The sequence below is a fragment of the Enterobacter sp. 120016 genome, assembly GCF_018383635.1.
Classification (GTDB): Bacteria; Pseudomonadota; Gammaproteobacteria; order Enterobacterales; family Enterobacteriaceae; genus Enterobacter; species Enterobacter asburiae_D.
This window is the reverse complement of record NZ_JAHAWC010000001.1, coordinates 501,021-514,167: the sequence shown is the minus strand read 5'-3', so window position 1 is coordinate 514,167 and position 13,147 is coordinate 501,021. Positions and strand designations below refer to the sequence as shown.

The following is a 13,147-nucleotide window of genomic DNA, read 5'->3' as shown; positions in this document are numbered from 1 at the left end:
TATCATCCGTATGCGCATCATCTGTCATGTGAATGGCAGGTGAAGGAGGCATTAATCATACAAATAAAACCCAGAGACAAAAAAACCCGCCGCAGCGGGTTTTTCGACCGTGTTCGATTAGTGTTCGAACATTGCTGAGATAGATTCTTCGTTGCTGATACGACGAATCGCTTCGGCCAGCATCCCGGACAGGGTCAACGTACGCACGTTTGGCAGTGCTTTGATCTCGTCGCTCAGTGGGATGGTATCGCATACCACCACTTCGTCAATGACGGAGTTGCGCAGGTTGTTTACCGCGTTACCGGAGAAGATCGGGTGAGTTGCGTAGGCGAACACGCGCTTAGCACCACGCTCTTTCAGCGCTTCAGCTGCTTTACACAGCGTACCGCCGGTATCGATCATGTCGTCAACCAGCACGCAGTCACGGCCAGCAACGTCACCGATGATGTGCATCACCTGAGAAACGTTAGCGCGCGGACGGCGTTTGTCGATGATCGCCATGTCGGTATCGTTCAGCAGCTTAGCGATAGCACGGGCACGTACCACGCCGCCGATGTCCGGAGAAACCACGATTGGGTTATCCAGGTTCAGCTGCAGCATGTCTTCCAGCAGAATTGGGCTGCCGAATACGTTATCAACCGGGACGTCGAAGAAGCCCTGGATCTGCTCTGCGTGCAGGTCAACGGTCAGTACGCGGTCAACGCCGACGCTGGACAGGAAGTCAGCGACAACTTTAGCGGTGATTGGCACACGTGCGGAACGGACGCGACGGTCCTGACGGGCATAGCCGAAGTAAGGGATTACAGCAGTGATACGGCCTGCTGAAGCGCGACGCAGGGCGTCGACCATAACAACCAATTCCATCAGGTTGTCGTTTGTTGGAGCACAGGTGGACTGGATGATGAAAATATCACCACCGCGTACATTTTCGTTAATTTGTACGCTGACTTCGCCGTCGCTAAAGCGACCTACGGCGGCGTCGCCGAGGGAAGTGTACAGGCGGTTGGCAATACGTTGTGCTAGTTCCGGGGTGGCGTTACCAGCAAAAAGCTTCATATCAGGCACGAGAAGAACCTCAGGCATGCGTCCAGTGGTGGATAGCGTTCGCCGCAAACTGTGCGGGCCAGGCAAATGCTATCCAGGCGGTGTATTAAAGAGCGCGATGCAACGTCTGGAACAGGGTGACGTTGTCACCGAAACTCAGTCTGCGCCAGAATGGCCTGCTGTAGGGGGGAGGTGTTCATCCCACGTGCTACAAAACCATGCAGCCAAACCGGCGCTTGCTCAAGCACCTGACGAGCGGCGGATTCGGTGTCAAATTCAGCAAAGACACAGGCCCCTGTACCAGTCAGGCGCGACGGCGCGTATTCTAACAGCCAGGAAAGCACCGCATCAACCTCGCGAAAACGTTTTCTTGCGATATCCTCGCAATCGTTGCTGAATTCACAATTTAATAACGTTTCTATTGACCGAACCGGGGTATTCCTTTTCAGGTCAGGATCTTTAAAGATGACCGGGGTCGGAATGCTCACGCCAGGGTGGGCAACCAGATACCATTTCTCCGGCGGTTCAGCCGGGGAGAGGATCTCACCCACGCCCTCAGCAAAGGCCGCATGACCGCGCACAAACACCGGGACATCCGCTCCCAGCGTCAGGCCCAGGGCTGCCAGTTCGTCCTTCGACAGCCCGCAGCCCCAGAGATGGTTCAGCGCAACCAGCACGGTGGCGGCGTTGGATGAGCCACCGCCCAGACCGCCGCCCATCGGCAGGCGCTTCTCGATACGGATATCCGCACCGCTTCCTGCGGGCAGACGGCCCGATTCTGCTGCGGCTTTCACCAGCAGGCGCGCGGCGCGCACGATCAGGTTGTCCTCATGCGCCACGCCGTCGACCGGCGTCAGCAGGCAAATCTGCCCGTCCTGGCGCAGTTCGATGGAGATCGTGTCGCCATAGTCAATAAACTGAAACAGCGTCTGCAGGGTGTGATAACCGTCAGCACGCTGGCCGGTGATGTATAAAAACAGGTTCAGCTTTGCCGGAGAGGGCCAGTGGGTCATCATTTAACGATCCAGTTGTCCATTTTCAGCTTGATGCGCTGGCTGCCCTGAGTCAGTTCCATATTCGATGGCAGCGACGGTTTACTCTTACTGTCATAGGCGCTGTACACCACTTTCCAGGTTTTACCGTTCTGCGTGTAGTTCACCTGGCTCAGACGATACTGGTCGTCAAGGGTGTAGTCAGTTGCCTCACCCGGCAGGCCCAGGATCCACTGGCGCAGGCTGTTGAGCGGGATAGGCATCCCGGTCAGCTTGCCAATCATCTCTTCGGCATCGGTCGCGGTATAGTGCTGGCCTTTGTTATCGGTGATCTGTGCTTCACCCGGTTTCGCGATAAGCTCCAGCTCGGTGCTGCCCAGCGGGTTCAGCAGCAGCAGGCGATAGTTGTCCTGACCCGTCTGCTGCCAGAAGAAGCGGGCATAAACCTTTTGTTCGTCAGAGAGATAAGCGAAAGCGCCGCGGGTCTGGTACTGGTTCAAATTACGGACGTCCTGCTGGTGCTGACGCCACTGCGGTGAATCAGGGCTTTTGCCCGGGCCTTTTGGTTGGGTGACGGTACATGCGGTCAGAACCAGTGCTGCCAGCGGCAGCAGGCGAATCAGTCGGGTCATAATGAGGACAAATCCTTGAGATACGTTGCAGTTATAACTGTTAATGCTAGCGTCGAAGGGGGCTACCGTCTACGTTCAAATTATCTCAAAGGGTTGTATCTACCCTAAATAATTCAAGCTGCATGAAGGCGGCAAGAGAGTGAATCCCCAGGAGCATAGATAACTATGTGATTGGGGTGAACGAGCGCAGCCAACGCGCATGCAGCTTGAAGTATGACGGGTATAAGCTATTACTCCGAAAGGGGGCAGTCCCTTTTATTGATCTCGCGCATCCTGTATGATGCGTTCTGCTAACCTTATTAACGCTGGTACTACTCCCGCTCAACATGACCCTATTAGCACTCGGCATCAACCACAAAACGGCTCCGGTTTCGCTGCGAGAACGCGTGACGTTTTCGCCGGATACGCTTGACCTGGCGCTGGACAGCCTGCTTGCACAGCCGATGGTGCAGGGTGGCGTGGTGCTCTCGACGTGCAACCGTACCGAGCTGTATTTAAGCGTGGAAGAGCAGGACAACCTGCATGAAGCGCTGATCCGCTGGTTATGCGACTACCACAATCTCAACGAAGACGAGCTGCGCAATAGCCTGTACTGGCATCAGGACAACGATGCCGTCAGCCACCTGATGCGCGTCGCCAGCGGGCTGGATTCGCTGGTGCTGGGCGAGCCGCAGATCCTGGGGCAGGTGAAAAAAGCGTTTGCGGACTCGCAAAAAGGGCACCTGAAGGCCAGCGAGCTGGAGCGCATGTTCCAGAAGTCGTTCTCCGTGGCGAAGCGTGTGCGAACCGAAACCGACATTGGTGCCAGTGCGGTTTCCGTTGCTTTCGCGGCCTGCACCCTTGCACGCCAAATCTTTGAATCCCTGTCTACCGTCACCGTGATGCTGGTGGGTGCGGGCGAAACCATCGAACTTGTGGCGCGCCATCTGCGCGAGCATAAAGTGAAAAAGATGATTATCGCTAACCGTACCCGCGAACGCGCGCAGGTGCTGGCGGATGAAGTGGGCGCAGAGGTGGTTGCCCTGAGCGACATCGATGAACGCCTGAAAGAGGCGGACATTATTATCAGCTCTACCGCCAGCCCGCTGCCGATTATCGGAAAAGGGATGGTAGAGCGTGCGCTGAAGTCCCGCCGTAATCAGCCGATGCTGCTGGTGGATATCGCCGTCCCGCGCGATGTTGAGCCGGAAGTGGGCAAGCTGCCTAACGCCTACCTCTACAGCGTGGATGACCTGCAAAGCATCATTTCGCACAACCTCGCCCAGCGTAAAGCGGCGGCGGTTCAGGCGGAAACCATCGTTGAGCAGGAAACCAGTGAGTTTATGGCCTGGCTGCGCGCGCAAAGCGTCAGCGAGACCATCCGCGAGTATCGCGGGCAGGCGGAGCAGGTGCGTGATGACCTGACTGCCAAAGCGTTAGCGGCCCTTGAACAGGGCGGTGACGCAAATGCAATTATGCAGGACCTGGCGTGGAAACTGACCAACCGCCTGATCCATGCACCAACCAAATCTCTTCAGCAGGCCGCCCGTGACGGGGATGATGAACGCCTGACTATTCTGCGCAACAGCCTCGGGCTGGAATAGCGCCCTATACCCATTTTCTAAGACAAGGTGCACTTACGCCTATGAAGCCTTCTATCGTCGCTAAACTGGAAGCTCTGCACGAGCGCCATGAAGAAGTACAGGCGCTGCTCGGGGACGCCGGGACCATCGCAGACCAGGAACGTTTTCGCGCGCTCTCGCGTGAATACGCGCAGTTAAGTGATGTTTCTAAATGCTTTACCGACTGGCGACAGGTTCAGGAAGATATTGAAACCGCGCAGATGATGCTCGACGATCCTGAAATGCGCGAGATGGCGCAGGAAGAGTTGCAGGACGCGAAAGCGCGTTCCGAAGAGATGGAGCAGCAGCTTCAGGTGCTTCTGCTGCCGAAAGATCCGGACGATGAGCGTAACGCGTTTGTGGAAGTGCGCGCCGGTACCGGCGGTGACGAAGCGGCCCTGTTTGCCGGGGATCTGTTCCGCATGTACAGCCGCTACGCCGAATCGCGTCGCTGGCGCGTGGAGATCATGAGCGCCAACGAAGGCGAACATGGTGGCTACAAAGAGGTTATCGCCAAGATCAGCGGCGACGGCGTGTACGGTCGTCTCAAGTTTGAATCCGGCGGTCACCGCGTGCAGCGCGTACCGGCCACCGAATCTCAGGGACGCATTCACACCTCAGCCTGTACGGTAGCGGTGATGCCGGAGCTGCCGGAAGCAGAACTGCCGGACATCAACCCGGCGGACCTGCGTATTGATACTTTCCGCTCCTCTGGCGCGGGCGGTCAGCACGTCAACACCACCGACTCCGCCATCCGTATTACCCACCTGCCAACCGGCATCGTCGTCGAATGCCAGGACGAGCGCTCACAGCACAAAAACAAAGCCAAAGCGCTGTCCGTGCTGGGCGCGCGCATCCACGCAGCGGAAATGGCGAAACGTCAGCAGGCGGAAGCGTCTACGCGTCGTAACCTGCTGGGCAGCGGCGATCGCAGCGACCGTAACCGCACCTATAACTTCCCGCAGGGCCGCGTAACCGACCACCGCATCAACCTGACGCTGTACCGTCTGGACGAGGTGATGGAAGGGAAGCTGGATATGCTGATCGAGCCTATCGTGCAGGAATACCAGGCCGACCAGCTGGCGGCACTGTCCGAGCAGGACTAATGGATTTTCAGCACTGGTTACGTGAGGCGGCCGGAGAGCTTTCAGAAAGCGAAAGCCCGAAGCGCGATGCCGAAATTTTGCTTGAGCATGTGACGGGTAAAGCCCGTACGTATCTGCTGGCTTTTGGCGAAACCGAACTGACCGCAGAGCAGGAAGCGCAGCTCGCCGCGCTGCTTGCCCGTCGTAAAACCGGCGAGCCGGTGGCGCACCTTGTCGGTGAACGTGAATTCTGGTCGTTACCGCTGTACGTCTCGGCGGCGACGCTGATCCCGCGTCCGGACACCGAATGTCTGGTTGAGCAGGTGCTTGCGCGTTTACCGGCGGCGGCCTGCAGCATTCTCGATCTCGGTACGGGAACAGGTGCTATCGCGCTGGCGCTCGCCACCGAGCGGCCCGACTGCGCTGTGACGGCGGTGGACGTAATGCCCGACGCGGTGGCGCTGGCGCAGCGTAACGTGGAACGTCTCGGGCTCCGCAACGTGACGGTGCTGCAAAGCAGCTGGTTTGCCGCGCTGGAGAATCGCTCATTTACGATGATTGTCAGCAATCCTCCTTACATCGACGAACATGACCCGCACCTTGCCCAGGGAGATGTTCGCTTCGAACCGCTCACGGCGCTCGTGGCCGCCAACGCGGGATTAGCCGATCTTGATCACATTGTGACAACGTCACGGGAACATTTACTTCCCGGCGGCTGGCTGCTCGTGGAGCATGGCTGGACGCAGGGAGAAGCCGTGCGGGCACTGTTTACGCAAGCAGGTTACGCTGCAGTCGAAACCTGCCGCGACTACGGCGGCAACGAACGCCTGACGCTGGGGCAGTGGTTATGAGCCTGTTTACCGTGCTTATTACCGTCCACCTGATTTCCGTGGCGCTGACCATCAGCTTTTTTATCGTCCGTTACTGGTGGCGCTACAGCAACAATCCGCTGACGGATGCCCGCTGGGTGCGTATCGCGCCGCACTGCATCGACACGGTGTTGTTTCTTTCCGGTGCCGGGCTCATGTGGAAGACCGGCTATCTGCCATTTACTGATAAAGGCGCATGGCTGACTGAAAAGCTGTTTGGCGTTATCATCTACATCGTTTTGGGTTTTATCGCGCTTGGGCGTCGTCGTCCGCGCAGCCAGCAGGTTGGGTTTATCGCCTTTCTGCTGGGTCTGGTGGTGCTGTACATCATCATTAAACTCGCCACCACAAGAATACCGTTACTGGGGTAAGTCATGAGGTCCTTAGCCGATTTCGAATTTAATAAAGTGCCGCTTTGCGATGGCATGATCCTGATTTCTGAGATGATTCGCGACGATTTTACGTCGCAGTTTGTCTACGATGAGCTGGAGAATCTGGTCAGCCTGGCGCGTGAAGAGATTAATCAGGCTCGCCCGCAGGACTGGCAATTAGAGAAGCTGCTGGAGCTTTTCTACGGCGAATGGGGTTTCTGCGACACGCGGGGCGTATATCGTCTGTCTGACGCGTTATGGCTGGACCAGGTCTTAAAAAATCGTCAGGGCAGCGCCGTGGCGCTGGGCTCTATTTTGCTGTGGGTCGCGCACCGTCTGGATATTCCGCTGGTCCCGGTCATTTTCCCGACGCAGATGATCCTGCGTGCAGAGTGGCTGGACGGCGAAATGTGGCTCATTAATCCCTTCAACGGCGACACGCTGGATGAACATACGCTGGACGTTTGGCTGAAAGGCAATATCAGCCCGGTGGCTGAGCTCTTCAACGAAGATCTCGACGAGGCGGATAACGCCGAGGTCATTCGCAAGCTGCTGGATACGCTGAAGTCCGCGTTAATGGAAGAGCGTCAGATGGAGCTGGCGCTGCGCGCCAGTGAAGTGCTGCTGCAGTTCAACCCGGAAGACCCGTACGAAATTCGCGATCGCGGGCTGATCTATGCGCAGCTCGACTGTGAGCACGTGGCGCTGAATGATTTGAATTATTTCGTCGAGCAGTGTCCGGAAGACCCCATTAGCGAAATGATTCGTGCGCAGATCAACGCGATCTCGCACAAGCAAATTACACTGCATTAATCTTAATTCCGATTCACACCTGAATAAGGCGATCCTATGAAACAAAAAGTGGTTAGCATTGGTGATATCAAGGTAGCAAACGACCTGCCGTTCGTACTGTTTGGCGGCATGAACGTGCTGGAATCCCGCGACCTCGCCATGCGTATCTGCGAACACTACGTGACCGTGACCCAGAAGCTGGGCATCCCGTACGTGTTTAAGGCCTCTTTTGACAAAGCCAACCGCTCCTCCATCAACTCTTACCGTGGCCCGGGCCTGGAAGAGGGAATGAAAATTTTCCAGGAGCTGAAGCAGACCTTTGGCGTGAAAGTGATCACCGACGTGCATGAAGCCTCACAGGCGCAGCCGGTGGCAGACGTGGTCGACGTGATTCAGCTCCCGGCATTCCTGGCTCGCCAGACCGACCTGGTTGCGGCGATGGCGAAAACCGGTGCTGTTATCAACGTGAAGAAACCACAGTTCGTCAGCCCGGGTCAGATGGGCAACATCGTCGATAAATTTATCGAAGGTGGCAACGACAAGGTGATCCTGTGTGACCGTGGCGCTAACTTCGGTTACGACAACCTGGTTGTCGACATGCTGGGCTTCAGCGTGATGAAAAATGTCTCCGGCCAGTCTCCGGTGATTTTCGACGTGACCCACGCCCTGCAGTGCCGCGACCCGTTCGGCGCCGCGTCCGGTGGCCGTCGTGCCCAGGTGACCGAGCTGGCGCGTGCCGGTATGGCGACCGGCCTGGCAGGTCTGTTTATTGAAGCGCACCCGGATCCGGCAAATGCGAAATGCGACGGCCCATCTGCGCTGCCGCTGGATAAGCTGGAGCCGTTCCTGAAACAGATCAAAGCGATTGACGATCTGGTGAAGAGCTTCGACGAGCTGGATACCAGCAACTAATAAAAAAACCCGCTTCGGCGGGTTTTTTTATGTTTTCTCCCTCTCCCTGTGGGAGAGGGTTGGGGTGAGGGCATCAGGCCGCACCGGATCACTCTCAGGCAAAAATCGTCATCAAATAGGCAATAAACAACGCCATATGCGCCGCGCCGTTCAGCACGTTGGTGCGCCCGGTTGAGAATGAAATCTGGCACAGCAGTAGCGAGGCGACCATCACAACCATCTCCGGCGCACCCAGCGCAAACTGCAGCTCGTTGCCCGTCATAAAGGCAATCAGCGTCACCACCGGGACGGTGAGTGAAATTGTCGCCAGAACAGAGCCGAAGAACAGGTTCATTGCGCGCTGCACCTGATTATTCAACACCGCTTTCAGCGCGCCCAGCCCTTCAGGGGACAGAATCAGCAGGGCCACCAGGAAGCCGGTAAACGCTACCGGCGCGTTCAGCTCGGTTAACAGCGTTTCCAGCGGGTTGGCATTCATCTTGGTGACCGCAATCACCGCAATCAGATGCACGATCAGCCAAACCGTATGCCACGCGCTGCTGTGGGCCGACGGCTTGCCGTGGTGCGGGTCATCGTCGTCGCCGTCATCTTCATGCTCGTACACAAACAGGCTCTGGTGCGTTTTGGTCTGAATCAACAGGAACACGCCGTACATGGCGGCAGAAATGAGCGCGACCAGCAGCGCCTGACCGGTAGAAAAATTCGCGCCCGGCAGCGCCATCGGGAAGACCAGCACGATAATGGCCAGCGGGAAGAGGGCAATCAGATACTGTTTGATGCCGAACAGGTTCATATACTGGGTCGCGAACTTGCGGCCGCCCAGCAGCAGAGAGAAGCCCACCAGGCCGCCCGTCACAATCATTATGATCGAGTAGAGCGTGTCGCGCATCAGCGTCGGCGCGGCATCGCCGGTTGCCATGAGCGCGGAAATCAGGCTGACTTCGAGAATCACGACGGAAAGGCTGAGAATTAACGATCCGTACGGCTCGCCCAGACGGTGGGCCAGGACGTCCGCATGGCGAACGACGCTAAACGCGCTGGTTAAGATGCCGACCAGGGCAAGAATATTGATACCAACCACCACTGGCAGTGACTGACTGCTTCCCCAGAAGAGCAGCACAGCCAGTGCCAGAACCGGGAAAATGAGTGACGTCTCCTTGTGGCGGGTCTTTACCGCCTCGTGTGTTGCTGTCATGTGCTTCTCCATCAATGCAGGTGCTTGTAATTATAGATAGATTTTTGAGGTCATTAAACTAACAGATCTCTGTTAAATACCCTTTATTTTTTACTTAATTTTACCCTTTGTCATAATTTTGTTTCTTGATGGGTAAAATGCAGAGTCTTTGTTTATTAGTCATTAAATAACAATGTATTAAAAATATAATGTCCTCATAAATTATTGCCGGGTGGCACCATGCCATATCGTCGTCCACACTTATCTCTTTAGCCAAAAGAGAGGTCAGTGATGCCCTATAAAACGAAACGCGAATTACCCGATAACGTGCAAAACGTGCTGCCCGCCCACGCGCAGGATATCTACAAAGAGGCGTTTAACAGCGCATGGGATCAATACAAAGATAAGGACGATCGCCGGGATGATGCCAGCCGTGAAGAGACGGCGCACAAAGTCGCCTGGGCCGCCGTAAAACATGAATATGAGAAAGGAGACGACGATAAATGGCATAAAAAGAAATAGCCGTGAAATAATTCGCTGCCTTCATTTTGACTTTTCAGGCGGTTGAACTTCCGTTGTATTGCAACTGGTCCGCTAATTGCTTATCGTTATTTAACTGCTGGCAAAATGACCAGCACATAATGCCGGGAAAGCGAATTACAGATGTCGCAAGGAAGCATGCAGTGGCGGAGGTGTAAAGTGTTAACGCGTGATTTCTTAATGAAGGCAGATTGTAAGACGGCATTTGGTGCTATTGAGGAATCGCTTCTCTGGTCAGCTGAACAACGTGCGGCGTCACTCGCTGCCACGCTTGCCTGCCGCCCGGATGATGGCCCGGTATGGATTTTTGGCTACGGCTCCCTGATGTGGAACCCGGCTCTGGAATTTGTCGAATCGGCAACGGGCACGCTGCCCGGCTGGCATCGCGCATTTTGCCTGCGACTGACGGCCGGACGCGGCAGCGCGTGCCAGCCGGGGCGCATGCTTGCACTGAAAGAGGGCGGGCGCACCACGGGCGTGGCGTATCGCCTTCCGGATGCCACGCTGGAAGAGGAGCTCACGCTGCTCTGGAAGCGCGAGATGATCACCGGCTGCTATATGCCGAGCTGGTGCAAGCTGGAACTGGATGACGGTCGTACCGTCAATGCGCTGGTGTTTATTATGGACCCGCGCCATCCGCTGTATGAAGCGGATACTCGTACGCAGGTGATTGCCCCGTTGATTGCCGCCGCGAGCGGGCCGCTGGGCACCAACGCGCAGTATCTCTTCTCTCTCGATCAGGAGCTAACCCGCCTCGGCATGAAGGACGACTGTCTGAATGAGCTGGTGGTGAAGGTGAAGGCGCTGCTGGAAGGGAACCCGCTCAACGGCACGCTGCGAGCAGGCTTTGCCTGATAATACGCCCGGCTCGCCGGGCGTTTAATCTTATGCGGCCACGTAGCTGACGGAATGCTCCAGCGACTGACTGTGGCTGTCGATCAGCACATCCCACGTGCCGGTATACGGCACGGTAAGCCACGCTTTATCATCCTGCACGGTCAGAATATCCGCCTGGGATTGTTTTTGTGCTTTCGCACTCATCAGATGAATACGACAGCGCTCTGAGCAACGCACCACAACCGTATCCCCGCCAAACAGTTTCAAACTTGTTTTTACCAGTGCCATTTTTTACCCCGTCGATTTTGCCCATCCCGAGCGTGATATTGTTCACAAATTACTCATTGCATAACACCAAAGCGGGGGGCGAGGGATGATGATTTTGATCAAAAAATGGCATAACGTTTAAACAAAAATGACAAAATGCCTGAAAGCATTCAGCTGGCGCGGGTTTTACCCGGTAAACCCGCGTCGGAATAAAATTAAATGCGGAAATGGCCGGCAGTTTCAGCAAGGTCGCACGCCTGGCTCTGCAGGGCACCCGCGGCGGCGGCGGATTCCACCACCAGCTCGGCGTTCTGCTGCACCATGCGGTCGAGATGGGTCACCGCGTGGTTGATCTCATGAATGCCTTTCATCTGCTCGCTGGTGGCGATGGAAATTTCGCGCATGATGCCGGAGACGCTGCCGATGCTGGAGCGGATCTCATCCATGCTTTCCCCTGCCAGATGCACGTAGCGGGAGCCGGTTGCCACGCTGTCGGTGGTGGAATCAATCAGCGATTTGATCTCTTTCGCCGCCTGGGCGCTGCGGCTCGCCAGGTTACGCACTTCGCCTGCGACGACGGCAAACCCGCGCCCCTGCTCACCGGCACGCGCCGCCTCGACGGAGGCGTTCAGCGCCAGAATGTTGGTCTGGAAAGCAATGCCGTCAATCACGCTGGTGATATCGCCAATTTTTGCTGACGCGACTTCAATGGACTGCATGGTGCTGATCGCCTGCGATACCACCTCGCCGCCGCGCGCCGCGGCCGCAGAGGCTTTGCTCGCCTGATCGTTGGCTTCTGCTGCCGATTCATTCGACTGGGTCACGGAGGCGGTGATCTGCTCTACTGCGCTGGCCGTCTCGCGCAGGCTGGATGCCGCCTGCTCGGTGCGTCCGGAAAGATCCTGGTTACCTGCGGCAATCTCCTGCGCCGCGTTTTTCACCGATTCACTGGCATCCCGGAGCTGCACCATCACCACCGACAGCTTATCGCTGAAGGCGTTAAAGGCCTGGGCAATCTGCGCGACCTCGTCCTCGCCGCTGTCCGGCAGGCGCTGAGACAGATCGTTAGTCCCGTTGGCAATGTTGTGCATCGCGTCGCGAATGTCGGACAGACGCTTCAGCAGGCGGGCAATCAGGAAGTGAACAATTGCCGCGCTCAGGAGTGCCAGGATCACCAGCGAAATCGCTGATGCTTTAAGCAGGGAACGCATGCCGGATGTGGCGTCACCGTTGTCGAGCGCGACGACTAGCAGCCAGTTAGTGCCCGGTACGGCTGTCGCCACGAAGGTTTTTTCAGCGTCGTTCAGCGTTCCGTCAACCGGCGTACCGCTTTTCAGCGCAGCAAAATCAATGCCTTTGATCGTCTCAGCAAAGGGTTTGAGCGTCAGGGCCGGATCGTTAGCGGCAATCACGCTGCCGTCACTGTTCAGAAGCAACCCGCTGCTGGCCGGGGTTGGATGGATCCCGCGCACGTTAGCCACCACGCTGTCCATGGCCACATCGCCCGCCACTACCGCCTTCAGGGTGCCATTTTCTTTCACCGGCACGGCAAACGTCACCACCAGTTTACCGGTCCCCGCGTCAACGTAGGGCGCGGTGACAACCGGACCGTCCGTGCTGACCACCTGCTGATACCACGGGCGAATGGTCGGGTCATAATCCGCCGGAACGCCCGCCGGTTCAGAGAATTTCGCCGTTTTGCTGGCGTAGCCAACATAGACGTTGGTGAATCCACCCGCCTGCGCAAGCTGTTTAAACACCGGAACCGGATCGTCGCTCAGCGCAACGGTCTGCGCGGAGGCAATCACCGTCATCTTGCTTTTTACCCAGTCGGCAATCGCCATGTTATGGCTGGCGCTGGTGCTGGTCAGAATATCGCGCTGGGACTGCTGGTTATCCTGACGTGTGACCTGGAAGTTGATTACGGTATTAAGGAGGAGGGCGACGACCAGACAGCCTGCCGTCGCAACGATGATGCGTGCACGAATCGATCTGAACATAAGTGAAATACCTGCTGTGTTGTTTCCATGC

14 protein-coding genes are annotated in these 13,147 nt (G+C 56.8%); 8 read left to right on the top strand and 6 right to left on the bottom strand.

All coding sequences use genetic code 11. The annotated features are described in order from the left end of the window. Positions 1–117: 117 nt before the first annotated feature. The 3 genes from prs to lolB all read right to left on the bottom strand — a co-directional run bounded on the left by prs (position 118) and on the right by lolB (position 2,668). A complete protein-coding gene (prs, locus tag KIF87_RS02515) occupies positions 118–1,065 on the bottom strand; it encodes a ribose-phosphate diphosphokinase (protein WP_003856663.1) in 948 nt (315 codons plus the stop codon). 125 nt (positions 1,066–1,190) lie between these two features. Further along, positions 1,191–2,060, bottom strand: coding sequence for a 4-(cytidine 5'-diphospho)-2-C-methyl-D-erythritol kinase (ispE, locus tag KIF87_RS02510; RefSeq protein WP_213327804.1), 870 nt, complete (start codon positions 2,058–2,060; stop codon positions 1,191–1,193). Further along, positions 2,057–2,668, bottom strand: coding sequence for a lipoprotein insertase outer membrane protein LolB (gene lolB, locus KIF87_RS02505; RefSeq protein ID WP_023312128.1), 612 nt, complete (start codon positions 2,666–2,668; stop codon positions 2,057–2,059). The genes ispE and lolB overlap by 4 nt, the downstream gene beginning before the upstream one ends. Positions 2,669–2,994: 326 nt before the next feature. Here lolB and hemA point away from each other — a divergent pair, with 326 nt between their 5' ends. Genes hemA through kdsA form a run of 6 tightly spaced genes read left to right on the top strand, consistent with a single transcriptional unit; the run spans position 2,995 to position 8,298 of the window. Then, the gene (hemA, locus tag KIF87_RS02500; protein WP_023335999.1) at positions 2,995–4,251 is read left to right on the top strand and encodes a glutamyl-tRNA reductase; all 1,257 of its coding nucleotides are present in this window, start codon (positions 2,995–2,997) and stop codon (positions 4,249–4,251) included. A gap of 41 nt (positions 4,252–4,292) precedes the next feature. Next, complete coding sequence (prfA, locus tag KIF87_RS02495) at positions 4,293–5,375, top strand: peptide chain release factor 1 (RefSeq protein WP_023335998.1); 1,083 nt, start codon at positions 4,293–4,295, stop codon at positions 5,373–5,375. Beyond that, complete coding sequence (gene prmC, locus KIF87_RS02490; RefSeq protein ID WP_213327803.1) at positions 5,375–6,205, top strand: peptide chain release factor N(5)-glutamine methyltransferase; 831 nt, start codon at positions 5,375–5,377, stop codon at positions 6,203–6,205. The genes prfA and prmC overlap by 1 nt, the downstream gene beginning before the upstream one ends. Further along, complete coding sequence (gene sirB2, locus KIF87_RS02485) at positions 6,202–6,594, top strand: invasion regulator SirB2 (protein ID WP_213327802.1); 393 nt, start codon at positions 6,202–6,204, stop codon at positions 6,592–6,594. The genes prmC and sirB2 overlap by 4 nt, the downstream gene beginning before the upstream one ends. Before the next feature lie 3 nt (positions 6,595–6,597). Continuing rightward, positions 6,598–7,407, top strand: a complete 810-nt coding sequence (sirB1, locus tag KIF87_RS02480; protein WP_023312124.1) for an invasion regulator SirB1 — start codon at positions 6,598–6,600, stop codon at positions 7,405–7,407. A 36-nt stretch (positions 7,408–7,443) separates the two neighbouring features. Further along, a complete protein-coding gene (gene kdsA / locus KIF87_RS02475; protein ID WP_029741601.1) occupies positions 7,444–8,298 on the top strand; it encodes a 3-deoxy-8-phosphooctulonate synthase in 855 nt (284 codons plus the stop codon). A 94-nt stretch (positions 8,299–8,392) separates the two neighbouring features. Here the strand turns inward: kdsA and chaA are convergent, their stop codons facing one another. Then, entirely contained in the window at positions 8,393–9,493 is a 1,101-nt protein-coding gene (gene chaA / locus KIF87_RS02470) for a sodium-potassium/proton antiporter ChaA (protein WP_213327801.1), read from the bottom strand. Between the two features lie 270 nt (positions 9,494–9,763). Here chaA and chaB point away from each other — a divergent pair, with 270 nt between their 5' ends. Beyond that, positions 9,764–9,994: a putative cation transport regulator ChaB gene (chaB, locus tag KIF87_RS02465; protein WP_008499518.1), complete on the top strand. Its 231-nt coding sequence runs from the start codon at positions 9,764–9,766 to the stop codon at positions 9,992–9,994. 177 nt (positions 9,995–10,171) lie between these two features. Next, a complete protein-coding gene (locus KIF87_RS02460) occupies positions 10,172–10,867 on the top strand; it encodes a gamma-glutamylcyclotransferase (protein ID WP_032642434.1) in 696 nt (231 codons plus the stop codon). 30 nt (positions 10,868–10,897) lie between these two features. On the opposite strand, the gene KIF87_RS02455 is transcribed toward KIF87_RS02460, so the two are convergent. Both KIF87_RS02455 and KIF87_RS02450 read right to left on the bottom strand, forming a co-directional pair. Next, positions 10,898–11,137 (bottom strand): DUF1883 domain-containing protein, encoded by a 240-nt coding sequence (locus tag KIF87_RS02455; RefSeq protein WP_013096243.1) that lies wholly within the window; start codon positions 11,135–11,137, stop codon positions 10,898–10,900. A 194-nt stretch (positions 11,138–11,331) separates the two neighbouring features. Next, positions 11,332–13,116, bottom strand: a complete 1,785-nt coding sequence (locus KIF87_RS02450) for a methyl-accepting chemotaxis protein (protein WP_213327800.1) — start codon at positions 13,114–13,116, stop codon at positions 11,332–11,334. Positions 13,117–13,147: the final 31 nt, after the last annotated feature.

What these genes read in the sequence shown, in the direction of transcription:
- hemA (WP_023335999.1), top strand. Translation starts at nt 2,995, where the DNA reads ATGACCCTATTAGCACTCGGCATCAACCACAAAACGGCTCCGGTTTCG.
- prfA (WP_023335998.1), top strand. Translation starts at nt 4,293, where the DNA reads ATGAAGCCTTCTATCGTCGCTAAACTGGAAGCTCTGCACGAGCGCCAT.
- sirB1 (WP_023312124.1), top strand. Translation starts at nt 6,598, where the DNA reads ATGAGGTCCTTAGCCGATTTCGAATTTAATAAAGTGCCGCTTTGCGAT.
- KIF87_RS02455 (WP_013096243.1), bottom strand. Translation starts at nt 11,137, where the DNA reads ATGGCACTGGTAAAAACAAGTTTGAAACTGTTTGGCGGGGATACGGTT.
- chaA (WP_213327801.1), bottom strand. Translation starts at nt 9,493, where the DNA reads ATGACAGCAACACACGAGGCGGTAAAGACCCGCCACAAGGAGACGTCA.
- prmC (WP_213327803.1), top strand. Translation starts at nt 5,375, where the DNA reads ATGGATTTTCAGCACTGGTTACGTGAGGCGGCCGGAGAGCTTTCAGAA.
- sirB2 (WP_213327802.1), top strand. Translation starts at nt 6,202, where the DNA reads ATGAGCCTGTTTACCGTGCTTATTACCGTCCACCTGATTTCCGTGGCG.
- KIF87_RS02450 (WP_213327800.1), bottom strand. Translation starts at nt 13,116, where the DNA reads ATGTTCAGATCGATTCGTGCACGCATCATCGTTGCGACGGCAGGCTGT.
- chaB (WP_008499518.1), top strand. Translation starts at nt 9,764, where the DNA reads ATGCCCTATAAAACGAAACGCGAATTACCCGATAACGTGCAAAACGTG.
- kdsA (WP_029741601.1), top strand. Translation starts at nt 7,444, where the DNA reads ATGAAACAAAAAGTGGTTAGCATTGGTGATATCAAGGTAGCAAACGAC.
- ispE (WP_213327804.1), bottom strand. Translation starts at nt 2,060, where the DNA reads ATGATGACCCACTGGCCCTCTCCGGCAAAGCTGAACCTGTTTTTATAC.
- lolB (WP_023312128.1), bottom strand. Translation starts at nt 2,668, where the DNA reads ATGACCCGACTGATTCGCCTGCTGCCGCTGGCAGCACTGGTTCTGACC.